This window comes from Bacteroidales bacterium (assembly GCA_022647615.1).
GTDB lineage: Bacteria > Bacteroidota > Bacteroidia > Bacteroidales > UBA932 > Egerieousia.
Map to the genome: position 1 here is coordinate 284007 of JALCKZ010000001.1, position 24557 is coordinate 308563.

Annotated in this window: 19 protein-coding genes and 1 pseudogene; 12 read left to right on the forward strand and 8 right to left on the reverse strand. The window is 42.4% G+C overall.

Annotated elements, in window-relative coordinates:
- The first annotated feature begins 2 nt into the window (after window positions 1-2).
- Genes LKM37_01225 through LKM37_01235 form a run of 3 tightly spaced genes read left to right on the forward strand, consistent with a single transcriptional unit; the run spans window position 3 to window position 3141 of the window.
- A complete protein-coding gene (locus LKM37_01225) occupies window positions 3-938 on the forward strand; it encodes an efflux RND transporter periplasmic adaptor subunit (GenBank protein MCI1719643.1) in 936 nt (311 codons plus the stop codon).
- Between the two features lie 60 nt (window positions 939-998).
- The gene (locus LKM37_01230) at window positions 999-2039 is read left to right on the forward strand and encodes a PhoH family protein (GenBank protein MCI1719644.1); all 1041 of its coding nucleotides are present in this window, start codon (window positions 999-1001) and stop codon (window positions 2037-2039) included.
- Between the two features lie 25 nt (window positions 2040-2064).
- Window positions 2065-3141, forward strand: coding sequence for a glycosyl hydrolase family 18 protein (locus tag LKM37_01235; GenBank protein MCI1719645.1), 1077 nt, complete (start codon window positions 2065-2067; stop codon window positions 3139-3141).
- 72 nt (window positions 3142-3213) lie between these two features.
- Here the strand turns inward: LKM37_01235 and LKM37_01240 are convergent, their stop codons facing one another.
- Window positions 3214-4944 carry a D-aminoacylase gene (locus tag LKM37_01240; protein MCI1719646.1) on the reverse strand — a complete coding sequence of 577 codons (1731 nt, stop codon included), beginning with the start codon at window positions 4942-4944 and terminating at the stop codon, window positions 3214-3216.
- Between the two features lie 51 nt (window positions 4945-4995).
- The gene (locus tag LKM37_01245; protein ID MCI1719647.1) at window positions 4996-6021 is read right to left on the reverse strand and encodes an FAD:protein FMN transferase; all 1026 of its coding nucleotides are present in this window, start codon (window positions 6019-6021) and stop codon (window positions 4996-4998) included.
- Window positions 6022-6183: 162 nt separating this feature from the next.
- On the opposite strand from LKM37_01245, the gene LKM37_01250 reads away from it, so the two are divergent.
- From LKM37_01250 to LKM37_01265, 4 genes are all read left to right on the forward strand, one after another.
- Complete coding sequence (locus tag LKM37_01250) at window positions 6184-7167, forward strand: hypothetical protein (protein MCI1719648.1); 984 nt, start codon at window positions 6184-6186, stop codon at window positions 7165-7167.
- A gap of 29 nt (window positions 7168-7196) precedes the next feature.
- Window positions 7197-7787, forward strand: coding sequence for a LemA family protein (locus LKM37_01255; protein ID MCI1719649.1), 591 nt, complete (start codon window positions 7197-7199; stop codon window positions 7785-7787).
- A gap of 63 nt (window positions 7788-7850) precedes the next feature.
- Complete coding sequence (locus LKM37_01260; protein ID MCI1719650.1) at window positions 7851-8294, forward strand: TPM domain-containing protein; 444 nt, start codon at window positions 7851-7853, stop codon at window positions 8292-8294.
- Window positions 8272-9423, forward strand: a complete 1152-nt coding sequence (locus LKM37_01265; GenBank protein ID MCI1719651.1) for a TPM domain-containing protein — start codon at window positions 8272-8274, stop codon at window positions 9421-9423. Before LKM37_01260 ends, LKM37_01265 begins: the two co-directional genes overlap by 23 nt.
- Window positions 9424-9439: 16 nt before the next feature.
- On the opposite strand, the gene LKM37_01270 is transcribed toward LKM37_01265, so the two are convergent.
- From LKM37_01270 to prfB, 3 genes and pseudogenes are all read right to left on the reverse strand, one after another.
- Window positions 9440-10432, reverse strand: a complete 993-nt coding sequence (locus tag LKM37_01270) for a hypothetical protein (protein MCI1719652.1) — start codon at window positions 10430-10432, stop codon at window positions 9440-9442.
- Between the two features lie 6 nt (window positions 10433-10438).
- Window positions 10439-12070 carry a fumarate hydratase gene (locus LKM37_01275; GenBank protein MCI1719653.1) on the reverse strand — a complete coding sequence of 544 codons (1632 nt, stop codon included), beginning with the start codon at window positions 12068-12070 and terminating at the stop codon, window positions 10439-10441.
- A gap of 50 nt (window positions 12071-12120) precedes the next feature.
- Window positions 12121-13204 (reverse strand): annotated as a pseudogene (gene prfB / locus LKM37_01280) (peptide chain release factor 2).
- 237 nt (window positions 13205-13441) lie between these two features.
- On the opposite strand from prfB, the gene LKM37_01285 reads away from it, so the two are divergent.
- Window positions 13442-13879 carry an Hsp20/alpha crystallin family protein gene (locus LKM37_01285; GenBank protein MCI1719654.1) on the forward strand — a complete coding sequence of 146 codons (438 nt, stop codon included), beginning with the start codon at window positions 13442-13444 and terminating at the stop codon, window positions 13877-13879.
- Window positions 13880-13908: 29 nt separating this feature from the next.
- Here LKM37_01285 and LKM37_01290 read toward each other — a convergent pair whose 3' ends face one another.
- Genes LKM37_01290 through LKM37_01300 form a run of 3 tightly spaced genes read right to left on the reverse strand, consistent with a single transcriptional unit; the run spans window position 13909 to window position 18095 of the window.
- Window positions 13909-14436 (reverse strand): RecX family transcriptional regulator, encoded by a 528-nt coding sequence (locus LKM37_01290; GenBank protein ID MCI1719655.1) that lies wholly within the window; start codon window positions 14434-14436, stop codon window positions 13909-13911.
- A gap of 3 nt (window positions 14437-14439) precedes the next feature.
- Window positions 14440-16866 (reverse strand): patatin-like phospholipase family protein, encoded by a 2427-nt coding sequence (locus tag LKM37_01295; protein MCI1719656.1) that lies wholly within the window; start codon window positions 16864-16866, stop codon window positions 14440-14442.
- Window positions 16863-18095 carry a radical SAM protein gene (locus LKM37_01300; protein ID MCI1719657.1) on the reverse strand — a complete coding sequence of 411 codons (1233 nt, stop codon included), beginning with the start codon at window positions 18093-18095 and terminating at the stop codon, window positions 16863-16865. Before LKM37_01300 ends, LKM37_01295 begins: the two co-directional genes overlap by 4 nt.
- Window positions 18096-18165: 70 nt before the next feature.
- On the opposite strand from LKM37_01300, the gene recA reads away from it, so the two are divergent.
- The 4 genes from recA (at window position 18166) to metG (ending at window position 24550) form a co-directional block, all read left to right on the forward strand.
- On the forward strand, window positions 18166-19245 hold the full coding sequence (recA, locus tag LKM37_01305; GenBank protein MCI1719658.1) for a recombinase RecA: 1080 nt from the start codon (window positions 18166-18168) through the stop codon (window positions 19243-19245).
- A gap of 66 nt (window positions 19246-19311) precedes the next feature.
- On the forward strand, window positions 19312-20301 hold the full coding sequence (gene trpS, locus LKM37_01310) for a tryptophan--tRNA ligase (GenBank protein MCI1719659.1): 990 nt from the start codon (window positions 19312-19314) through the stop codon (window positions 20299-20301).
- 36 nt (window positions 20302-20337) lie between these two features.
- Window positions 20338-22383, forward strand: a complete 2046-nt coding sequence (gene dnaG, locus LKM37_01315; GenBank protein ID MCI1719660.1) for a DNA primase — start codon at window positions 20338-20340, stop codon at window positions 22381-22383.
- 64 nt (window positions 22384-22447) lie between these two features.
- Entirely contained in the window at window positions 22448-24550 is a 2103-nt protein-coding gene (gene metG / locus LKM37_01320; protein MCI1719661.1) for a methionine--tRNA ligase, read from the forward strand.
- Window positions 24551-24557 lie beyond the last annotated feature (7 nt).

Consider the following 24557-nt stretch of genomic DNA (forward strand, 5'->3'; position numbering starts at 1 on the left):
ATATGAAAAAGATTCTGTTTACTCTTTGCTTATTTGCACTTGTAGCATGCGGCGGCAAGAAACAACAAGACAACGCTGCTCAAGAGAACACACAAGCCGCAGACACTTCTGCAGCAATATCTGAAGACACATCCGCAACAGCATCAGATGCAACTGCCTCAAATGGAGAAGCTTCAGGCATTGACGGAGTTACTTCCGCAACTTCAAAGCCAAATGAAATTATTTTCAACGGCTCAATCACAGCTACTCCTCAAAAACATGCAACTGTCTCAATGACAATGGGCGGACAAATTAAAAGCACCTCGCTTCTGCCCGGGCAGTTCATTGCCAGAGGAGCCGTAGTAGCAACTGTCGCGAACCCCGAATTTATTTCATTGCAACAGAGCTACTTAGACAGCCACGCTCAAGCTGAATTTCTTAAAACTGAATTTGAGCGCCAGACAACTCTTGCCCAGAACGAGGCAGCTTCCAAGAAAAAATTGCAGCAGAGCAAGGCCGAATATTTATCTATGGAGAGTAAAGTTCAATCAGACGCCGCACAACTTAGACTGCTTGGATTCTCACCTGCCGCATTGCTGCAAAAAGGTATTCAGCAGCTGCTAATTGTAAGAGCCCCTATAAGCGGCTATGTAGGAAACGTTTACATGAACGTTGGAAAGTATATGCAGGCAGGAGAATCTCTTTGTGAAATCATGGACAAGACAGCTCCAATGCTTTGCCTTACTTCTTATGAAAAAGATGTTACAGCCCTTAAGGTTGGGGAAGATATAGCATTCAGAGTCAATGGCTTTGGAAAGAAAGTTTTCTATGCAACAATAGTCTCCGTAGGGCAGAATATAGACCAGGTCAACCACTCTACGCAGGTTTATGCCAAAATAATCGGCAATAATCCCCAGTTCCGTCCCGGTATGTATGTTTCCGCAAGACTGGAGAAATAAGCGTTTAAAAATAACTACATTTGTGCGCAGTAAATGTTTTAAAAGCGCATTTTAAATATAATGGCAGAGAAAAAAATTGAGCTTAAAGAGATTGACCCAATTGATATTTTTGGAGTCAATGATAGGATTATCAACCGTCTGGGCAAATATTTTCCGCAATTAAAAATTACGCCGCGCGGCAATTGTATAATGCTAAAGGGTAGCTACAAGGACATTACAAATTTTGAACATTCGGTTAATGTCTTGATAGACACCAGAAAGCATAAGCGCAATTTAAATCTTGATGATGTGGACCAAGTGTTTGAAAGTCCGCAGTCTCCTCTTGGAAATGGTGATGATATTCCCATGGGAATGCCCAGCGAATATGCAGAAGAGGATAATGTTGACCCTCGCAGCAGACGCGGAGACCTTGGAGATGAGGGAGATATCATTGTCTTTGGAAATGAGGGAAAGATTGTGAGGGCGCGCACAAAGAATCAGAAAAAACTGGTTAGCGACTATTATACTCACGATTTGATTTTCGCCATAGGGCCGGCTGGAACAGGAAAGACATATACCGCTATAGCTCTGGCAGTTAGAGCGCTAAAAAACAGAGAGGTAAAGAAGCTGATTCTTACAAGACCCGCAGTTGAGGCGGGAGAGAGACTTGGCTTTTTGCCCGGAGATTTAAAAGATAAGCTTGATCCGTATCTGCAACCTTTATATGATGCGCTGCTGGATATGATACCTCCTCAAAAACTTAAAATTTTGATGGAAGAGGGAACAATTCAAATTGCTCCGCTGGCTTATATGAGAGGCAGGACTTTGGAGGGTGCGTTTGTTATTTTGGATGAGGCGCAAAATACCTCTTTGGGACAGCTTAAAATGTTTCTTACCAGAATGGGAAATAATGCAAAGTTTATTGTCACCGGAGACATGACGCAAATTGACCTTCCAAACAAAGAGGACTCCGGACTCTCAAAAGGAATAAAACTTCTTCAAAAGATAAAAGGCATTGCAATAATAGATTTTACAAAAGATGACATAGTTCGCCATCCTCTTGTTACAAAGATAGTTGGGGCCTTTGAGAAAGATGAGACTGAGAAGAAGAAAGGGAATTGATTTTTTTGGACACTTATTAAAGTATATGAAACTTAATAAAGCTCTTGCATGCACCGCTCTTACTACTTACATGTTTTTATTTACGCTATCCGCGTGCGGCGGAGGAAGCAAAACGGTTAACCCTACTCCTTCCCAGCCTGACACAACTACCACAACAAAAACACATTCATTAAAGATTGTGGGTTATCTTCCTATGGATTCCACATCTGCTAACAGCGTACAGCTATCGCAGATGAGATGGAAGTGTTTAACACATATCATTCTCAGTTCCGGCAGAGTCTCAAGCACCGGACATCTTAATACAAGGAGACTAGACAGAAATATTGATAATACTATCTCCGCAGCTCACAACAACAATGTAAAAGTTTTGATGCAGCTGTACTCGTTATCACTTAAAGGTCTGTACTTTACAGAGGTACTGGATGATGCCGCAAAAAGGGCCGTTCTGGTACAGGATATAATTGCATACAGCAAATCTAAAGGTCTCGACGGTGTAGATATCAACTATGAAGAGCGCAGCGGCTGGGGAACAACAGAGGCTGAAAATTTATACAACCTTGCAAAGGAAATCAGAGCCGCGGCTCCATCCGGTTTTTTAATCACTGCGGCCGTAACAGAATATGATCCTTATGTTTCGGGATTTTTTGACGTACTGGATTTTGCAAGTCTAATGAGCTATGACCATAATGTTTGGTCAACTGCAAATTCACAGCACGCATCATATACTTCTTTCCAAAGCAACTTTGAAACTTTGATGAAAAAGTTTCCAAACATAGATAAAAAGAAACTGCTTGGAGGTGTTCCTTTCTACGGCTATACATGGGACACCGTAAGTTATCCTGCAGCTATCGGCCACACTCCATACGGAGTCACATTTGCCTCCATATTAAGTCATTATGGGATAGAGTATGCAGACACTGACGAGGTTGCCGGAAAGGCATCCGGCACAAAAACCCTATACAACGGACGCTTTACAATTGCAAATAAATGCGCATACATAAACTCCAACGGTTACGGCGGAATAATGATATGGCAGCTGCTGCAAGATGCAAGCAGCGGCAGTTACAGCCTGCTTAAAATAATTGATAAAAATTTGAACTAGCATAATTTTAACAACATAAAAAAGAGCGGCGCTAAAAACGGCACCGCTCTTTTTATTTGCTATTTATACTGTCTACAATATTACACCTGCAAGTTTGCAGCCTGTATATTTGCCGCCTGAAATTTCATGAGCACCATTTACAAATACATGCTCAATACCGCGAGGGAATTGGTGTGGTTTTGCATAAGTTGCTATGTCAGCGATAGTTGTAGGATTAAACACAACAACATCCGCAGCATATCCTTTCCTCAGCAAACCTCTCTCTTTCAGCCTCAGCTGATGAGCAGGAAGTCCGGTGCATTTGTAAATTGCAGTTTGCAAATCACAGAATTTTTCATCTCTTACATATTTGCCAAGATAGTTAGGGAATGTCCCATAAGAACGCGGATGAGGCATCTCCGTACCAAGCCGTCCGTTAGGAGAATATACGCTTCCGTCTGATGCAACCATTGCAAGAGGGTGATTTAATATTGCGCGCAAGTTGCTCTCTTTCATTGCAAAGCCTGCAATCTGAACACCAAGATTTTCTGAAATCAAAAGGTACTGAATCATTGGCCATACTTCCATTCCTGAAATAGCGCAGCACTCATCTATGAATTTACCTGAATATTTTTCATTGCCAGGAGCAAAACAAGCGGCAACCAAAACGCAATGAGGACCGCCTAGCCTCTTAATTCTGCTAAGAGCATATTCGCCTATAGCCTTGGACTTTACAGGGTCTTTCAATCTTGCTATAACATCCTCGTTGCTTCCCTGCCTGTCATTAAGAGGAACAAAAGTTTCCATATCTGTAGAGAAAGCTGTGTAAGGATAGCGGTCAAAGCAAATATCCATACCGCTCGCTACGGCATCATCAATTAACTTAAGCATGCTTGGAACCTTTCCCCAATTGGCTTCATTTTGCGCCTTAAGGTGAGATATTTCCAATCTTGCTCCGGATGCGCGTGCCAAGTCAATCGCCTCAGCAATAGCCTGTTCTACGCGGTCATCCTCATTTCTCATGTGAATTGCATACAACGCATTGCGCTTTGCAACAACCTTAAGCAGCTCAACAAATTCCTCTCTGCTGCCATAAGAACCTGGAGTATATTCCAAACCAAATGACAACCCAATGCTTCCCATTTCTATCTGCTGGTCAAGCAAATAGCACATTTGCTTAAGCTGGTCAGGAGTACATGGAACATTATTGTCACCTACAACTACGTGTCTAAGAGTGCCTTGTCCGGTATAACTCTTAAAATTAATTCCAATTGTATTCTTCCTTAAAGCGTCATAAAATCCGTCAACGTTTTTCCAGAAAGGATATCCAAAACGCTTTGTCCCTTTTGCAGCCTCATACTCTGCATCTGAATAAGGGAAAGGAGAACCGCCGCAATTACCTGCAATATCGGAAGTTACGCCCTGGAACAATCTGCTGTCCCCAAGCGGAGCCTCAAGCAAATTAGTATCGGTATGAGTGTGAATATCTATAAAGCCGGGACTAACAGCCTGCCCTTTTGCATCCACAAATTCTTTGCAGCTCTTGCCAAGTTTTCCAATCGCGGAAATTTTTCCATCTTTCAAACCCACATCCGCTCTCAATGGAGCCTTGCCGTCTCCGCAATAAACTAATCCATTTGCAATTATAGTATCAAATTGTTCTTTTGTCTTAAAACCGGAACCTAAAAAGCCCGACGCAGATGAAGTCACAAAACTTTCACCGCCAAGAATAGCTAAAGAAGAAATGCCGCCAAGGGCAATGGACGTTTTCAGAAAATTTCTTCTGGAAATGTTTTTAGAACTGTCAATTAAGTGCTTGTTCATAGTTATATAATTAATATCTGTCGGGATGATAATAATCACGACAGATAGAATCTACTTTGTCTCTTTTGTCATTTTCTTCATCCCCTCGGAAACATATTGCTTCATATTGTTTTGGTCTCCGTAAATCAAAAGCGCCTCAATATCAGGAGTTTCTGCAATAATTTCTTTTGCTCTTTCCAATCCCACTACCATAAAATATGTTGCGTAAGCATCTGCTGCTGTTGCGTTTGGAGCTACAACGGTTGCGCTCAGCAAATTATGCTGCACAGGATAGCCAGTCTTTGGGTTAATGGTGTGCGCATATTTTTTGCCGTTCTCCACGTAATATTTTCTGTAGTCTCCGCTGGTTACAAGCCCTTTGCCTGAAATGCGGATTTCATCCTGTATCATCTCGCCGGGAGAATTATTCCCGTCAACAGGCTTGTCAACTCCAATGTTCCACTCCTTGCCCTTAGGATTTACACCCTGTGCAAAAATCTCCCCTCCTATTTCTATCATAAAATTTTTAATCCCCATCTTTCTGAATCTTTCGGCAAAATAATCTGCGGTATATCCCTGTGCAATCGCATTGAAATTCAGCTCACAGCGCGGATCATCCTTTGTAATGGAATCCCCGACAAGCTTAAAGTGTTCCATTCCGGTAAACTGCATTATGCTGTCTATCTTTGCCTTTGTAACGTTAGCCTTATTTTTAAAACCGAACCCCCACAGGTCAAACAACGGAGCGCTTGAGGCATCAAAAGCCCCATTGCTTACCTTGTACATCTTCTGAGATGCAACAAAATTGTCAATGAAAATTTTATCCGGTTTTACGGGCAGGTTATTGTTGAATTTATAAAGGAGAGACGTTGAATCGTACCCCGATACGGAATTGTCTATCTGCTTGAAATACAGATTCACACTATCCCTGACACTAGCAGAGGAACTATCAACAGGTTCATAAACAATGTGATAAGTACTACCCTGGGCGACACCTGTCAGCGCAATGTAATCATTGCCCTTATTGCATCCTGTAAAGATAGCCATCAATAAAACAGCTGCGGCACCCGCAAAGCGCCTTTCTATTTTCCTAAACATAACTTTAGATATTATAGTTGCGTGCAGCCTCAAGGCGATGGCACGATTTTGGCTCACCGATAGGCAAATTTAGAAATAATTCATTTTAAGTGCAAAAAAACGTACTTTTGCAATCAAACACTAGAAGAAATAATGAAATTGAGTTCTCTTAATAAATTTTGGATGCTCCTGGCGGTTGCGGCATTGTTTGCAACGGGATGTCACAAGTCAAGCGATGATGAAGATTACATGGAGGGAAATATGGAGTTTTCTGTTCCATTATATTCGCTTGCAGGGAAAAGTTATACGCTTACAGCAGGGGGTATTACAACTCCTTCATCCGGAGTAACTTACAAGTGGTATTCCACTATGACGGATGATACTATAAAAGGTTCTGCGGGGGTAAAGGCCACCTTTGTTGTACCGGACTCGCTGGCCACATATTCAATTACGGAAGCAGCCTCTGCTACAGGATATTACGGAACAACAGCAACTCAATACTGCAATACTGTCGTTCCTTACATAGGACACTCTCTAACAGATGTTTCCGCTCCTACCGATTCCATCAAAGATCCTAGAGACAACCAATATTATTACATAACTACGGCTGGCAATCTGGACTGGTTTGCAGAAAACCTTAATTATAAAGGCAGCGGCAGCGGATACGCAAATGCCGATGATGCAGGATATCTTTTTGGCAGACTATATAATTGGAATGATGCAACAGGAAAAGTTTCAGGTTCAGGCCTTGGCGGCGGTCCTCAGGGAGCTTGTCCTCCGGGGTGGACGGTGCCTACGAACGAGGATTGGGAAGATCTTGCTAAAGCTCTGAAAGGAAGTGCAGTAGGTTTTCTTGATAACTGGATAGGTCTTGGAGAGATGGTCATGGTAAATGCAAAATGCAACGGGACAAAATTCTGGCCTTACGCAGCAAAGGTAACCATGAAAAACAAGTTCGGATGGAACGCGCTTGCAACAGGAAGCTGTTCAAATAATTATCACTATTTCACAGGATTAAATGCTTATGCATTCTTCTGGAGTTCTACTCAAATGGACTCTAACAATGCATATTACAGATACTTATACTACAATCTGCCAAACTTCCCTTTCAATTACGCAACAAAGGATGATATGGGAGCTTCCATCAGATGTGTACGCAAGCACTAGAACTACAACTATAACAAATACTTACAATTATGAAAAAAGGATGTTCAGGACTAATAGTAGTACTCGTCATTTTGGCGGTACTAGTTATCTGGGGCATAAAGGCCTATAACTCAATGGTTAAACAGCGTGAGGCTGTAAACACTGCATGGAGCAACGTAGAAAACACCTATCAGAGAAGAGCAGATTTGATTCCTAATCTGGTATCCACCGTTAAGGGTTATGCAAAGCATGAACAATCTACGCTAGAGGGAGTTGTAGAGGCTCGCGCAAAGGCTACTCAAATAAAAGTTGATCCTGCAAATTTGGACGAGGCTTCACTTAAGAAATTTAATGATGCTCAAGGTGAACTTGGCAGCGCGCTTGGCAAACTGCTTATGATTCAGGAGAATTATCCGGACCTTAAGGCAAATGAAAACTTCCTGGAACTTCAAAGTCAGCTGGAGGGAACAGAGAATAGAATTAACGTTGCGCGCAACAACTTTAATGATACTGCAAAGAACTACAACACGTATCTGCAGAAATTCCCTAACAACGTGATTTCCGGTCTGTTCGGCTTTAAGACCAAACCTTACTTTGAGGCAGCCGCAGGCTCAGAAACAGCTCCAAAAGTTGAATTTTAATCTTTAATAATTTACTGTCGGGAATAAGAAAATTATCTTACTCCCGACAGTTTTATTTTTATCATGTGGTTTGTTAAACGTCTGATTCCCAAAGAGGATGAGAAGATGATAGTGGCCGCTATAAAAAAAGCGGAGCTGAATACATCCGGAGAAATTCGCGTGCACATAGAGAGCGAATGCAAAGAGGATAATCCTTTAGCAAGGGCAATTTATGTCTTCAACATGCTTGGCATGTACAAGACAGCAGCGCGCAACGGAGTATTGATTTATGTGGCAAAGAAAAGCCGCAAGTTTGCAATCATTGGAGATGACGGTATTAACAGAGTTATTCCGGATAATTATTGGAATGACATCCGCTCGGCAATGTCTGAAGATTTCTCTAAAGGACAGTATGCCAGCGGAATATGCAATGCAATTCTAAGCACGGGAGAATTGCTTAAGAAAGAGTTCCCGCACACGGCGGATGATGTAAATGAACAGAGCGATGAGATATCTTTTGGGAAATAAATGCGCTGCTGTTCTTGCGGCGTTATGCTTTATTGCAGCTGCGGCAATACCTGCCGGAGCGCAAAAGACTGCTGCACAACCGGCCGCAAAATCAGCTGTAGTCCAGAGTGCTGCAAAGCAACCTGCGGCTGCAAAAAATGTTGCCGTGCAACCTGCGGCTGCAAATCAAAATATCAGATTGCTTGCCGCGGACTCAATAAAAAAAGCAAGCACAAATGCTGCAGAAAAATCTCTGCAAGCCGCCGTTAAAAAAGATAAAGACGGCAATGTAATAGGAACATCTTTTGGTTCCACGCTTGCAACAGATCCTTACGTACCAGTTGGAGATGAGCAGATTAAAGCGGCGGAGTCTGCGCTGGATGCCGCAGAACAAAAAGAATCTTCTTCTAAATTTAACTCAGCTGCGGATGCAATTCCGGCAGCTCCCAATCCTCAAAGATTGGTCAATGACTACACAGGAATTTTAACTCCGGAACAAGTTGCCGCAATGGAAACCCGCTGTGAAGATTTCTCCAGAAAAACTTCTAACCAAATTGCAATTGTAATTGTTCCAACTCTGTACGGATTTGATAAAGAGGAATATGCGCGCACAATAGGAAAAACTTGGGATGTAGGACAGAAAAAATATCTTAACGGAATTGTTCTGCTTGTAAAGCCAAAAATCGGAAATGAGAGTGGTGAAGTTTTCATCTCCACAGGCTCCGGATTGGAGGGTGTTCTTACAGACGCAATGTGCGAGAGAATTATACAACTGCGTCTTATTCCGGCCTTTAGAGAGAATGATTACTATGACGGAATTAATGATGCTCTTAGTTTGATTTTCCCTCTTGCAGCCGGTGAGATTTCTTCAGATGAGTTCAGCGGAGATGATGGAGAAAGTCCGCATGACATATTTATCTTAGTATTCCTTCTTCTGTTTTTCGGCGGTATAATTGCAGCTAAAATTTATGAGCACAAACACGGCAGACATATCGGCCGCGGCGGCGGATTCAACACCGGAGGCGGGTTTGACAGGCCATTCTTTGGCGGCTTTGGCGGCGGTTCCGGCGGAGGCGGCTTTGGAGGTTTCGGCGGTTTTGGCGGCGGAGGCGGAGGCTTCTGCGGAGGAGGTGCCGGAGGAAGCTGGTAAAAACAGCAGCCGGCTTTTAAAATTTATACACAAAATTTCCGCTCTCCGGAATTTGCAATATGCCTCTAGATGCCAGTAAATCTGTAGTTTGCGTATAAATGAAATGATACCACCAAATGCAAAACTCATTGAAGGTTATTTCATTGGAGTAACCAGATTTAACATAAATGTTCTCCATATAGGCTCTGTTATTTTCCAAAACTTTAAGCAACTTGGGCAGAAACTTTTGAGCCATTGTCTCAAGTATTTCATTATCTGAAGCAGAGACAACATTCCCTGTTTCAGACAAATTGCAGTGCTTACGGTTATTCCCGTAAACACTGATTTTTCCTACCTGATTTCCGTAAATGCCAAACGCTTCCCTCTCTGAATTCCCCTCAGAAATGCGGCAATAATAATTTTTTCCGTGTCTAAGCGGACGCTCAGGCGCCTTCAAAAAATCACTTTCCACATTGCTAATCTGCCAGTTATCTAACAGCACATCACTCAAAATGAAAAAAGACCAATGTTCAAAATTACCAATCGCGGCCATTCCCGTCTTTGAAAAATCTCTTTTTATTCCCGACAGATTTTCCTCAATCACATTGGCTATCTGCTCAGATATCGGATGAGCATAGGAAAATAATTTCTCCCCATCCTCAGTCAAACAGACAAAAATTGTGGGTTTATATTTTCCGTTAATTTGGTGAACCAAATTTTTGCCCTCCAACAAAGACAAAATAGAATCTGTTTTTGACATGGAGAAATTTGTTTTTAATGCAAAATCCTTAATATCAATATTTTTGTGAAGAGCGGCAAACAAAAAATAAACGCTGTCCCTATTAATACATCTGTCGGGAAAATTATCACCTCTAGAAATTATACTGCACTCCAATTTCTTGTTGAATACAGTATCAACTGCATGGTTCCTTGCTAACGTCTTAGCATCTTGCGCATTGACATTATTGCACAAAATTCCTGCAAATAACAGGATGCAGAAAGGTAATATTGAACAATTTATCTTTTTCATATCCGACTAACGGCCCTCGAATTTACTGAAAAAATCATTGCCTTTGTCATCTACCAAAATGAACGCAGGGAAGTTAACAACCTCTATCTGCCAGATGGCTTCCATTCCAAGCTCAGGATATTCTATGCATTTGACGCTCTTGATGTTATCCTGTGCAAGGATTGCAGCAGGACCGCCTATGCTGCCAAGATAAAATCCGCCGTGCTTTTTGCATGCGTCTGTAACTGCCTGGCTTCTATTGCCTTTAGCAATCATAATCATGCTGCCCCCGTTATCCTGGAACAAATCTACATAAGGGTCCATGCGCGCAGCTGTTGTTGGGCCAAATGAACCGCTCGGCATTCCTTTAGGAGTTTTCGCAGGACCGGCATAGTAAACCGGGTGATCTTTAATGTATTGAGGAAGCCCCTCTCCTTTATCAAGACGCTCCTTCAATTTAGCATGCGCAATATCGCGGGCAACAATGATAGTTCCGTCCAACAGAAGGAAAGTAGAAACGGGATGTTTGGTCAGCTCTGCAAGCACCTCTTTCATAGGACGATTCAGATTTATATGAACGCCACCCTCAAAAGCGGAGCTGCTATTTTTAAACTTGGCCGGAATCAGGCGGGCAGGATTTGCGTCCAATGTCTCCAACCAAATTCCGTCCTCATTAATCTTTGCTTTAATATTTCTGTCTGCGCTGCAGCTTACTCCAAGTCCAACAGGACAAGAGGCTCCGTGACGCGGAAGTCTTATCACTCTAACATCATGCGCAAAATATTTGCCGCCAAACTGAGCGCCAATTCCAAGCTCCTGCGCATCCTTCAAAAGTTTTTGCTCCATCTCTACATCCCTGAATGCCTGGCCGTTGCCAAGGCCCTTAGTTGGCAGCGCATCATAATATTTTGCAGATGCAAGTTTAACCGTAGAGAGATTCAAGTCTGCAGAAGTTCCTCCAATTACAAATGCAATATGATAAGGAGGACATGCCGCAGTTCCCAAAGAACGCATCTTCTCAATTAAAAACTTCTCCAGTTTATCCGGTGCAAGAAGCGCTTTTGTTTCCTGATACAAATATGTTTTGTTTGCGCTTCCGCCACCTTTTGCCATGAATAAAAACTTGTACTCATCACCGTCGTGAGAAAAAATTTCTATCTGTGCGGGAATGTTGTTTCCGGAGTTTTTCTCCTTATACATATCAAAGGCAACTGTCTGTGAATAACGCAGATTATCAGTTGTATATGTATCATAAACTCCATGCTCCAGAGCAGCCGCATCACCGCCTCCGGTATAAACGTTCTCTCCCTTCCAGCCAAAAATAATTGCCGTGCCCGTATCCTGGCAAAGAGGCAGCTGACATTTAGAAGCCACATCTGCATTTAACATAAAAGTCAGAGCAACCGCCTTATCATTTTCACTGGCCTGAGGGTCATCCAAAATCTTTGCAACCATCTCATTATGATATGGTCTCAACATAAAAGCAATGTCATGAAATGCCTGCTTTGAGAGCATTCTCAAACCTTCCGCAGAAACTTTTAAAATCTTATGACCTTCAAAGTTTCCAACGGTTACATATTTTTTTGAATCTTTAAGCAAGTGATACTCAGTAGTATCCTTGCCAAGTTCAAACATGGGATTGTATTTGTATTCTTCCATAATCTTTATTTTTCCAAGCTCTTGCGAGCAATTATTTATCATTAATTTTTCTACTCTTCATCAACATTCTTATTGTCTCCTCTTCTGACGCCCATCAAAAACGCCTTCATGAAAGCGTTCAAATCTCCATCCAGAACTCCTTGCGTATCAGCCGTTTCTATCCCGGTACGCACATCCTTCACCATCTTATACGGATGCAAAACATAACTGCGAATTTGAGAACCCCACTCTATCTTTTTCTTCTGCCCTTCCAGCTCCGCCTGCTTATCCCGCTTCTTCTCCAGCTCCAGCTCATATAAGTGTGACTTCAAGATTCTCAGCGCATTCTGTCTATTATCCAGCTGAGAGCGTGTCTCCGTATTTTCCACAACAATACCTGTCGGGATATGCTTAACTCTTACACCCGTCTCAACCTTATTTACATTTTGTCCTCCGGCACCGCTGGAACGGAAAGTATCCCACTCCAAATCTGAAGGATTAATCACAATTTCTATTGAATCATCTACAAGCGGATAAACAAATACAGATGAGAAAGTTGTCTGTCTCTTGCCCTGTGCGTTAAACGGGGAAATTCTCACCAGACGGTGCACTCCGTTCTCCGCCTTTAAATATCCGTAAGCATAATCGCCCTCAATCTGAAGAGTAACGGATTTAATTCCCGCCTCATCACCTGCAAGCAAGTCTGTTACAGTCACTTTATAGCCATTGCGTTCTCCCCATCTGGTATACATCCTCATAAGCATGCTGCTCCAGTCATTGCTCTCCGTACCGCCCGCACCGCTGTTAATCTTAACCAGCGCGCCAAGATTATCTCCCTCCGCAGACAACATGCTCTTAAATTCAACCTCCTCCAAATGCTTGGTAACCAAAGCATCTTGCTGAGCAATCTCCTCCTCCGGCGCCCCCATCTCCTTAAGCACGTCAAGGTCTTCCCCCTCTCTTTTAAGGGAGTCAATAGCATTGACCCAATATTTTATTCCCGACAGTTTTTTTAAGAACGCCTCTGCATTCTTAGCGTCATTCCAGAAATCAGGTGCCGCAGCAACCTTCTCACCTTCAGCTATCTCCTTGACTTTCTTGTCATAGTCAAAGAGACCTCCTCAACGTATCCAGACGTTCTTTAAGATTTTCCATAACGCCACAAATATAATCAAATAAGGAATATCCCCCAAGACTGAAAAAATTTCAGTCTTTCTGAAAAATTGTCACCAAAAATAATCTTAACGCTGTCAAAACTTCCTGATTTTCAGCTGGCACAGCCTTTGCGATTTACCCAAGTGTCTTTGAAAATGAACAGAGATTAGAAATCAAAGAGAAGTTTTCAAGATAATATTTAATAATAAATTAATTTAAAAATAGGAGGATTTTATTATGATGCCAATTTTAAGAAGAAACAATGAGAGCTGGTTACCAGGTATCTTTAATGATATCTTCAGCGACGATGATTGGATGATTAAAGCTAACGCTTCTGCACCTGCAGTAAACGTCATTGAAAATGCTAAAGATTATAAGATTGAGGTGGCAGCACCGGGAATGACCAAGGAAGATTTCAAGGTCAATGTAGATGAGAACGATAACCTTATAATCTCCATGGAGAAAAAGAATGAGAACAATCAGGGCAAGGAGAATAGCCACTACCTGAGACGCGAGTTCTCATACTCTAAATTCCAGCAAGTTATGACGCTTCCTGACAATGCAGATAAAGAAAAAATTTCTGCAAAAGTTAACAATGGAATTTTGAATATTCAGATTCCTAAATTGCAGGAGGATCAAATTAAAAAGCAGCAAAAGTTGATTAACGTTGAATAGAAAAAAGCCCGAAGTGATTCGGGCTTTTTTTATTCCTTTATGGCTTTCATTATCTCTCCGTAGTCAAAACCTCTGGAGAGCGCAAACTTGATAATCTTTGCACGCGCCTGTTGTTGAACTTTATAGGAGCTGCTTTCATCTGCCGTATCATCATCATTTTTGTGCGATGTTGCTCTTTCTGAACGTCTTTTAACCTCAGAGCTTTTTGCGGCAACAATTTTTTTAAGAGTCTCTGCGGCAAGCTCTGACTCAGTTTCAATTGCCTCTTTTATAATCTCGACAGGTATTCCAAGAGTTTTCATTTGGAACTCCACTTTGCGCGGTCCCCAACCATAAAATTTATATCTGTCGCGAATATAAGCCCCTGCAAACCTTGCATCATCTATAAATTTCTCTTTGACAAGAGTCTTTATAATCTCCTCTATATCAGGTTGTGTAAGCACAACAGTTTTCTGCGCCGCCATCCACTTCTCCAACTTTGCGCGCGCCTGTCCGCTGCACATCTCATTGCGGCTGCACTCCCCCATCAATCTGTTAAGCGCCTGTTCCTTTGTCATAGTCTAAAAGTAATAACCAAGTGATACATAAGCTCCTACTTTGTGGTTATAATCTGACCAGTGAAGATTAAAACTGAGCGGACCAAGCGGAGTATCATAAGAATATTTGAGAGCGGCACCCCAATAACCACCTTTGGAAATATCTATTATTCCACCAAGATTGCCCTCTGTTCTCATATAATTGCAGATAGCGTAAACATAATGTTTTTTGCCAATTTTTTTGCGCAAATCCAACCGTGCAACCGCAACTGATTTATTCATTGCGTTTGCATAATTTATCCCAATGAACGGAATCTGATGATCTATGTATCTTCCTTCCTCTGAGCCACCTACAAAGTTGTAAAAAGGAAATTCCGACTTATTGTTGAGAGTTACTCTTGCATAAATATAAGGGATAAGCACAAAATCATGAGTAAGATTTATTGCCAGATGATAACCAAGGCGAAAAGCTGCAAATCTGTTAAATCCGGAATGGAACCCTGCAAAGTAATACTCAGCGGACGCATCCAGATACATTCCCCTTTTGGCAAAATATTTACTGTCCCGATTATCCATTTTTGCATCTGCAAAAACACTGGCATAACTGCGTGCTTTTAAAGTATAATCAGATTCATTTATGTAGTCAGATAAAAATTTTGTGAATTTAAAATTCTGAATTTTTACTCCCGCTTTTATATCAAAATTTCTCAAATACATATTTGCAAAACATGCTTCCACTCCGTTATATATGTATGAAATATTATTTTTGGAAACATTTGAACTATAGATGTTTAAATCTCTAGTACCAAATTCATACATCGCCACAAAGCGCGGAAAATGTCTGAAGACATAAGTATACTCATTTTTAATGTAAGGATTATAACTTAGCCTTGCTGTAATTCCAAATCTGGAACCATGCAAATCATATTGGTGAATTCCAAGATGCAGCAGCAGTGCCGCCGCCTCTTCTGAATCATAATGCGCTCCAAAACTTATGATGTTAGTTGGTCCCTTCTTAAAAATAAAAGTCAGTTTTTCCTCCCCGCTCTTTTGCTGCGCAAGCTGATAAGCAACTTGTGAAAATGCCTGAGTTCCAATAAATAATGATATTGCTTCATTAATCTGGGCTCCGCTTACAGTACTGTTTTCTGAAATTCCGGCTAGGTTAAGCAGCCACTTTTTATCATTTGGAGAAACTCCATCCATCCCTATCTCGCCAATCTTAAATTTTGAGCGGTAAATCTCCCTGGCGGAGGAATTCTTCTCCTGGTCTGTTCCATGAAAATTTGCCGGCCCCGTTTTTCTCAGAAGAGACTGCAACCTTTCATCCTTAACCAACGCGGCGGCATACCCGTTTGCTACCAAAGTATCTATTGCGCTTTTGCTGAAACTATAAGTGCCAAATTTTGAAACATCAGGCTTTATATAAACATCTGCATCTTCCTTATTCTTAAGGAATTTATCATTTCCCATAAGGCCAATCAGCTGATTGAAAACTTTATCAATTGAGTTCAAGTCACCAGCCTTAAGCAAGTCATTCTGAACGTCTACGCCAATCACAATATCCGCACCCATTTTGCGGGCAATATCTATCGGGAAATTATTCACAACACCACCATCCACCAAAACTTTTCCGTCAATTGTAACAGGGGCAAATACTCCCGGAATTGACATGCTGGCTCTCATGGAGAGAGGAAGATAGCCATGATCCAAAACAACCTCTTCTCCGGTTGCCAAATCAGTAGCCATGCACGCAAACGGGATTGGAAGTTTTTTGAAATCTATTGAATCCTGGTACCCTATTGCAAGTCCGTTGAGCAGATTAAGAACATTTTGTCCGCTTATATAAGCACTTGGCAATCTGCCTATTAAAGATGTTTCTTGTGAGCGCGAGTTATCAGTTGCGGAAACATTTGCAGCCTTATTAGCTTTGTTATCTTTTGATGTTTTACCGCTATTTTTTCTTGCAATTTTTTCTGCATTAATTTTTGCCGTATCCCTCTGCACCTTGCTTAATCTTCCGCCGGCCCTCAAGTTGTAGAATGGCAAATTTATTAGGTATTTTTCATCCGACATCTTCCTGGAAAAAGATGCGTCAACCCTTTTAGAGTTGTCACTCAAAAGATAAGACCAATCCGCATTCCCAATTAAAGAATCCAGCTGGTCTGCGCTGTAACCCATTGAATACAAACCACCTATAAGCGCACCCATAGAAGTCCCGACAATCAAATCTACCGGGACATGCAGCTCCTCCAGCCTTTTAAGCACTCCAATATGCGCAGCTCCTTTTGCACCGCCGCCACATAATACCAAACCAACTACCGGTCTTTTTTTCTTCCCGACAGATTTATTTACGGCTAACGTATCTTTTTGAGTAATTGCCCCCGCCTGCTGACCGTTGCCGCAAACAACTAAAAGAAAAACAGTTATGACTGCAAGAAACTTCCTCATCCATTTTTATTTTTAAGACCGCTCAACATTCCGCACGCCGCAAAAATATCTTCTCCCCTGGAGGCTCTTATTGTAGCGGTAATGCCCGCATTGCAAAGACGCTCCTTAAATTGCTCAATCACAGGCATCGGCGAACTTTGAAATTTTGTATCTCCAATGTCATGGAATCTTATCAGGTTGACTCTGCATTCCAAACCTCTTAACTTTGAGATGATTGCATCTGCATGTCGTTTGTTGTCATTAAGGCCTTTGAACATGATATATTCAAAGCTTACTCTGCGCTGTCCCGTAAAATCATATTGCCTAATGATTTCCAACGTTCTGTCAAGCGGGTTAAGATCCTCCGCCGGCATCATATCCTGCCGCTCTTCAGCAAACGGGTTGTGCATGCTCACCGCCAGATGTGTCTTTGTCTCATCCAAATAACGCTGCAACATAGACTCCACAGCAACTCTAGCAATCGGCGTAGCAGAGCCTGGCGAGCGCATGGAGCGCAGCGACTTTAAGCGAGCGGGCTGCTGCAAGCCGATTGCATCGCCTGAGCTTTTTACTGGCACTGATGAAGTTGCAAAACCAGCTGAGCGCATGGAGCGCAGCGACTTTAAGCGAAGCGGTTTCTGCAACTCATCAGTGCCGTGAGGAGCTGAGCTGCTAATCCCGATGGTACTGACAGTAATCCTCTTAGGACTCCATCCGCACCCCCACTCCGCAGTAAGCACATCAATAGCGCGCTCCACATTCTCAAGGTTATCAAGCGGCTCCCCCATCCCCATAAACACTGCGTTGGTAAGCCTTTCAGCCTCAGGAATTGCAAAAAACTGAGAGAGAATTTCAGCGGCATCCAAATTCCCCTTGAAACCCTGTCTGCCGGTCATGCAAAATTTACATCCCATCCGGCACCCAGCCTGAGAAGAAACACACAAAGTTGCGCGCTCCTCCTCCGGAATCATAACAGCCTCTATAAACGAGCCTGTATGACAAGGAAAAAGATATTTTTTTGTACCATCCTTTGACACAGCCGCTTCAGCCGGCAGTACCAGTCCAACAGCGTAATTTTCAGAAAGTTTCTGTCGTGATAAAAGAGAAAGGTTTGTCATTTGCTCAAAACTTGCAACTCTCTTTTTATAAAGCCATTGCGCAATTTGACCTCCCGCAAATGAGGGCAGGGAAAGGGCTTTGCAAATCTCCTTAAGTTCACCGATATTTTTGCCTAAAAGTTTCTCTTTCATAGCGTAAATTTAGTCATTTCTGAGTATCTTTGTAAACATCATAAATTCACATTTAAAAAATTAAACCATTATGGCTAAAGAGAAAGAGAAAAAGGCTGCTGAAGCAGCAGAAGAGGTAAAGGAAGAGGCAAAAGAGACGCCAAAGGCTCAGGAAACAAATCCTGAAAAACTAAAGGCTCTACAGGCGACTCTGGACAAAATTGAAAAAGATTTTGGCAAGGGGACAATTATGAAATTGGGAGATCAGCCTAAGTTTAATGTTTCTGTTATTCCGTCCGGCTCAATTGGACTTGACCATGCGCTGGGAATTGGAGGTTATCCAAGAGGCAGAGTGATAGAGATTTACGGACCGGAGAGCAGCGGCAAGACTACGCTTGCTATTCATGCAATTGCAGAGGCCCAGAGGCTAGGAGGCATTGCAGCAATCATTGATGCGGAGCATGCATTTGATAGAACTTATGCAAAGAAACTTGGAGTGAATATTGACACTTTGCTTATTTCTCAGCCGGATAACGGAGAGCAGGCGCTGGAAATTACAGACAGCCTTATCCGTTCAGGAGCTGTGGATGTTGTTGTAATTGACTCAGTTGCAGCCCTTACTCCAAAAGCTGAGATAGAGGGCGAGATGGGAGATTCAAAGATGGGATTGCAGGCAAGACTTATGAGCCAGGCACTTAGAAAGCTTACGGCAAACATCAGCAAGACCAACACATGCTGTATTTTTATTAATCAGCTGCGTGAGAAAATTGGAATCATGTTTGGAAATCCTGAGACTACAACCGGCGGTAACGCTCTTAAGTTCTACGCCTCTGTACGTCTGGATGTGAGGAAGTTAAACCAAATCAAAGATGGAGATGATCCGACCGGAAACCGCACAAGAGTAAAGGTTGTCAAGAATAAGATGGCCCCTCCTTTCAGAAAGGCGGAGTTTGACATTGTCTTTGGAGAAGGCATCTCAAAGCTGGGTGAAATTGTTGACCTTGGCGTTGATTTGGATGTCATCAAAAAGAGCGGAAGCTGGTTCAGCTACGGAGAGAATAAATTGGCCCAGGGCAGAGATGGCGTAAAGCAGCTGCTGCGGGACAATCCTGAGCTATCAGATGAAATTGAGGCAAAAGTCAGAGAGAAGCTTAAGACCATCAGCGACTAAAAATCAAGAATTTATCATAATCGCGACGGATTAGCTTCCGTCGCGATATTTATAATTATTCACATTATGGAGACTGTATTGAGCGGCATTAGATCTACCGGCCACCTGCACCTTGGCAACTATTATGGTGCGCTGAAAAATTTTGTAAGAATCCAGGACAGTTATAAATGTTTCTTCTTTGTAGCTGATATTCATTCACTTACCACACACCCGCACCCTGCTGATTTTCATGAGGGGGTAAAAATCATTTTATCAGAGTATCTGGCTGCAGGCCTGGACCCCGATAAATCAGCCATTTACGTACAGAGCGATGTTCCTGAAATCTGCGAGCTTTATACTTTGCTCAATATGATTTCCTATGTTGGGGAGCTGGAAAGGACTGTCTCTTTTAAGGACAAAGTGCGCAAACAGAAGAACAATGTCAATGCGGGCTTGCTTACCTATCCGGTGCTGATGGCCTCTGATATTCTGGCACATAGGGCAACAAAGGTTCCTGTTGGAAAAGACCAGGACCAGCATTTGGAGATTGCAAGAACCATAGCAAGAAGATTCAACACGCTTTACGGAGAAGAGGTTTTTCCGGAGCCAACCAATATGGATTTTGGAAGCGGCGCAATTAAAGTTCCAGGGCTGGACGGCAACGGAAAAATGGGCAAGAGCGAGGGAAACGGAATCTTCCTGTGCGATGATGAAAAGACTATCACAAAGAAAGTTATGAAGGCAGTGACTGATGCCGGTCCTACGACTCCAAATTCAGAAATGCCCGAATCAGTAGCAAATCTTTTCAAGATTCTCTCCATTGTTTCAGACAAGAGCACGGTAGAATTTTTCAAAGAGAAATATAATGATTGCTCCATCAGATACGGAGATTTGAAGAAGCAGCTTGCTCAGGATATTTGCAAGCAGACGCTTCCTATAAAGGCCAGAATAGATGACATTTACAACAATGAAGAGTATCTTCGCAAAGTTGTAAGACAGGGTGCCGATAAAGCAAGGGAGAGCGCTGCGGCAACGCTTGCTCTAGCCCGCAAAGCAATAGGATTCAAAGCATTCTAAAATCTGTCGGGAGCAAAATACTTATCACAACAGTTAATGGTAGACAGGGCAACAATAGAGAGAATTATGGATGCCGCCAACATTGTTGACGTCATTGGGGATTTTGTTGCCTTAAAGCGCAGAGGCTCAGACTATATAGCCTGCTGCCCTTTTCACAATGAGAAGACTCCAAGTTTTTCCGTCTCACCAAGGCTGGGAATTTATAAATGCTTTGGATGCGGCAAGGCTGGGAATGTTGTAAACTTTGTGATGGAGCATGAGCAAATGACTTATGTTGAGGCGCTTAAGTACCTTGGGAAAAAATACGGAATAGAAGTTAGGGAGAGAGAAGAGACCGCGGAGGATGTTGAGAGACGTCAGCACAGAGATTCCCTTTTGATTGTAAATGAGTACGCTCAAAAATATTTTACCCGCTCTCTGCTGGAGACAGAAGAGGGAAAAGCAGTTGGCCTTAGCTATTTTAGAGAGAGAGGTTTCTCTGACCAGACTATAAAAGATTTTTTGCTGGGCTATGCGGACAGGGAGCGCAATTCCTTTAGCAGCCAGGCAGTTAAGAGCGGATACAACAAAGAATATCTTACAGAGGTAGGGCTTGCATTAGAGGGAAGGAATAACGGATCTGATATTGATAATCCCGACGGAGGACTTTATCAAAACCAAAACGGAGGAGAACTTTATGACCGCTTCAGGGAGAGGGTCATGTTCCCTATCCGCGGCATAACGGGAAGAGTTGTTGCATTTGGCGGAAGAAAATTGCGCGGAGATAAAAACATAGCAAAATATGTTAACTCGCCTGAGAGTTCCGTGTATGTGAAAAATAAGACTCTTTACGGATTATTTGAAGCCAAAGCTGCAATTGCAAAGGCCCAAAACTGCTATCTTGTAGAGGGTTACACAGATGTCATTTCTTTCCATCAAAGCGGAGTTATTAATGTTGTTGCAAGCTGCGGCACATCTCTTACGCAAGGACAGATTCAGCTCATAAAAAGATTCTCTCCAAAAGTAACCGTCCTTTATGACGGAGATGCCGCGGGAATTCATGCCTCATTAAGAGGGATAGACTTATTCCTGGCGGAAGGCCTGGAGGTAAAAGTTGCTCTGTTCCCGGACGGCGAAGACCCCGATTCTTATGCACGCAAACATACGCCTGACGAACTTCAAAAATTCCTGGAAGATGCAGAAGAAGATTTTATCTCATTCAAGTATCGCATTCTTAGCCAGGATATTGAGAAGGATCCGCTAAAACGCGCAAAGCTGATTGGGGAAGTTGTCACAAGTATCTCCGTAATACCGGATTCCATTGTCCGCAGCGTTTACATAGATGAAACCGCAAAAAATCTAAAAATATCTCCGGACATTCTGAATCAGAAAGTTGCAGAGCTGCGCGCAAAGAGGCAGAATGATGAGTACTGGAGGAACAAGAAGCAGGAGGATTTGCAAAAGGCTGATACGGGAGTACCTGAGCCGGAGGAGATGAACATCACATCACCTATTCAGGAGGAGGAAAATCTTGTCCGCAAAAATGATTACTGCAAAGAGGCGGAGCAAGATTTAATTTATTACCTGCTTAAGTTTGGACACAACATTTTAAAGAACGAGAAGAACTTTAACTACGGCACGGAAAGCACAGAGCAGCAAAGCGTTGCAGAGTATATAAAAACGCAGCTGGATTGCGACGGACTGGAACTTATCAATCCTGTCTTAAGGCAAATTTACAATGAATACTTCACTTTGGACGCGACGGATTCAACAGAGATAGTAAGACATTTTACCACAGGTCCCGATAATGCAGTAGCTCAGGTTGTGATAAATTTGTTTCAGGACAAATACTCCTTGAGGAGCGAAAAAGTAAAAAATACCCTTATACCGGAAAAAAACATACTTGCCAATCTTGTTCCAAAAGCAATTTATATTTACAAGGCCAAAGTTGTTGCGCAAAGAATTCTGGAGCTAACTCCGCAGCTGGATAAGGCTCATAAAGAGGGAAATGCAGAAGAAGAGAAAAATCTGATGGAACAAATCAAGCTGCTCACTCAGGTCAAAAAAGATTTGACAAAAGCGGCAAAATTAATTGATACATAAACTGTCGTGATAAAATATTAAGCTCACTACAGATAATTTTAAAAGAATATAATAAGTTAAGAATATGGAGAAGAAGTTTAAAAGACATTTGATTACGGCCGCACTGCCTTATGCAAACGGCTCTGTCCACATTGGCCATCTTGCAGGAGTTTATGTTCCCGCCGATATTTATGCGCGTTTCCAACGTCTTAAGGGTGAGGATGTTCTATTTGTATGCGGAAGCGACGAACACGGAGTTCCAATCACCATTAAAGCAAAACAGCAGGGCTGCACTCCACAAGATATCGTGGATAAATATCATGCGATAATCAAAGATTCTTTTAACCGTTTTGGAATTAGCTTTAGCATCTACTCCAGAACAAGTTCTAAAATTCATGCAGAAACTGCCTCTGAGTTTTTCCTTAAACTTTATAAAGACGGCGCATTTGTAGAGCAAGAAAGCGAGCAATATTTTGATACTGCAACCAACACTTTCCTGGCCGACAGATACATTGTCGGAACTTGTCCAAAGTGCGGATTTGAAGGAGCTTACGGGGACCAATGTGAAAAATGCGGCAGCACTTTAAGCCCGGATGAACTAATAAATCCACACTCTTCCATAAGCGGCGCAACTCCAATTAAAAAGAAAACAAAGCATTGGTATTTGCCTTTGGATAAATATGAAGATTGGCTAAAAGACTGGATACTAAACAATCACAAGGAGTGGAAAACAAATGTTTACGGACAGTGCAAGTCATGGCTGGACGGTGGTTTAAAGCCAAGAGCCGTAACAAGAGATTTGGACTGGGGCATTCCAGTTCCGCTGGATGATGCAAAAGGAAAAGTTCTATATGTTTGGTTTGATGCTCCAATCGGCTATATATCAAACACTAAGGAGCTTCTTCCAAATGAATGGGAAAAATGGTGGAAGAGCGAAGACACCCACATGGTTCACTTCATTGGAAAGGATAACATTGTCTTCCACTGCATAGTTTTCCCCGCAATGCTAAAGGCTCACGGCGGATATGTTCTGCCTGATAATGTTCCCGCAAATGAATTCTTAAATCTAGAAGGAGATAAGATTTCCACCTCCCGCAACTGGGCGGTATGGCTGGAGGATTATCTTGCAGATTTCCCTGGACAACAAGATGTTCTGCGCTACGCACTTTGTGCAAATGCGCCGGAAACAAAGGATAATGATTTCACGTGGAAAGATTTCCAGGCCCGCAACAACAGTGAACTTGTTGCTATCTACGGCAACTTCGTAAACCGCAGTATTGTTTTGACACACAAGTATTTTGACGGAAAAGTTCCTGCAATTCCGGAAGGTGCGCTGCAACAGATAGACAAAGATTTTATAGCAGCAATTCCTCAAATTAAAGAGCAGCTTCAAAACAGCCTGGAGAATTTTAAATTCAGAGATGCACTTAAAGAGGCAATGAATATGGCCCGTCTTGGCAATAAATATTTAACTGACACTGAGCCATGGAAGGTTATAAAAACGGATAAAGACAGAGTTGCGGTAATACTAAATCTTTCTCTGCAACTATGTGCTAATCTGTCAATTGCGTTTGAACCATTCTGCCCGTTCTCTTCCAAAAAATTACAGGCAATGCTTAACATTGCTCCTGCTAACAAGGAGATTTGTCCAATAAGCAAACCGTCGGGATTAATAGATTGGGCAAACATAGGCAGAACAGATTTGCTGGAAGCGGGCCATGTAATCAACGCCCCTGAATTGCTGTTCAGCAAAATAGAAGATGACGCCGTAAATGCTCAAGTTCAGAAACTTAACGATACCAAGAAAGCTAATGCAGCAAAAGCCGCAGAAGCCGCCGCTAAAGTTGTAGCGCCGCAAAAGGCTGAGTGCGTGATAGATGACTTTGACAAAATGGACATCAGAACAGCAACTGTTCTGGAGGCTGTCAAGGTTCCAAAGACTGACAAGCTGTTAAAGCTCACGATAGATACCGGCATTGACAAGCGCGTAATCGTTTCAGGCATAGCAGAATACTACACTCCGGAGCAAATGGTCGGAAAACAAATTTGCATACTTGCAAACTTAAAACCTCGTATGCTGAGAGGGATAGAGAGCAAGGGAATGATTTTGATGGCTAAGGATGGTGCGGGTAAAATGCGGTTTGTTACTCCGCAGGAGGTTGTTGCAAACGGTGCGCAAATCGGTTAGACACCCG

Excerpts from the sequence above, each read along its gene's own strand:
- LKM37_01245 (MCI1719647.1), bottom strand. The coding sequence starts at position 6,021 with ATGTTTAGGAAAATAGAAAGGCGCTTTGCGGGTGCCGCAGCTGTTTTA.
- LKM37_01300 (MCI1719657.1), bottom strand. The coding sequence starts at position 18,095 with ATGAAAGAGAAACTTTTAGGCAAAAATATCGGTGAACTTAAGGAGATT.
- LKM37_01255 (MCI1719649.1), top strand. The coding sequence starts at position 7,197 with ATGAAAAAAGGATGTTCAGGACTAATAGTAGTACTCGTCATTTTGGCG.
- LKM37_01235 (MCI1719645.1), top strand. The coding sequence starts at position 2,065 with ATGAAACTTAATAAAGCTCTTGCATGCACCGCTCTTACTACTTACATG.
- metG (MCI1719661.1), top strand. The coding sequence starts at position 22,448 with ATGGAGAAGAAGTTTAAAAGACATTTGATTACGGCCGCACTGCCTTAT.
- LKM37_01225 (MCI1719643.1), top strand. The coding sequence starts at position 3 with ATGAAAAAGATTCTGTTTACTCTTTGCTTATTTGCACTTGTAGCATGC.
- LKM37_01240 (MCI1719646.1), bottom strand. The coding sequence starts at position 4,944 with ATGAACAAGCACTTAATTGACAGTTCTAAAAACATTTCCAGAAGAAAT.
- LKM37_01275 (MCI1719653.1), bottom strand. The coding sequence starts at position 12,070 with ATGGAAGAATACAAATACAATCCCATGTTTGAACTTGGCAAGGATACT.
- LKM37_01270 (MCI1719652.1), bottom strand. The coding sequence starts at position 10,432 with ATGAAAAAGATAAATTGTTCAATATTACCTTTCTGCATCCTGTTATTT.
- trpS (MCI1719659.1), top strand. The coding sequence starts at position 19,312 with ATGGAGACTGTATTGAGCGGCATTAGATCTACCGGCCACCTGCACCTT.
- LKM37_01230 (MCI1719644.1), top strand. The coding sequence starts at position 999 with ATGGCAGAGAAAAAAATTGAGCTTAAAGAGATTGACCCAATTGATATT.
- LKM37_01250 (MCI1719648.1), top strand. The coding sequence starts at position 6,184 with ATGCTCCTGGCGGTTGCGGCATTGTTTGCAACGGGATGTCACAAGTCA.
- recA (MCI1719658.1), top strand. The coding sequence starts at position 18,166 with ATGGCTAAAGAGAAAGAGAAAAAGGCTGCTGAAGCAGCAGAAGAGGTA.
- LKM37_01285 (MCI1719654.1), top strand. The coding sequence starts at position 13,442 with ATGATGCCAATTTTAAGAAGAAACAATGAGAGCTGGTTACCAGGTATC.
- LKM37_01290 (MCI1719655.1), bottom strand. The coding sequence starts at position 14,436 with ATGACAAAGGAACAGGCGCTTAACAGATTGATGGGGGAGTGCAGCCGC.
- LKM37_01265 (MCI1719651.1), top strand. The coding sequence starts at position 8,272 with ATGAGATATCTTTTGGGAAATAAATGCGCTGCTGTTCTTGCGGCGTTA.
- LKM37_01295 (MCI1719656.1), bottom strand. The coding sequence starts at position 16,866 with ATGAGGAAGTTTCTTGCAGTCATAACTGTTTTTCTTTTAGTTGTTTGC.
- dnaG (MCI1719660.1), top strand. The coding sequence starts at position 20,338 with ATGGTAGACAGGGCAACAATAGAGAGAATTATGGATGCCGCCAACATT.
- LKM37_01260 (MCI1719650.1), top strand. The coding sequence starts at position 7,851 with ATGTGGTTTGTTAAACGTCTGATTCCCAAAGAGGATGAGAAGATGATA.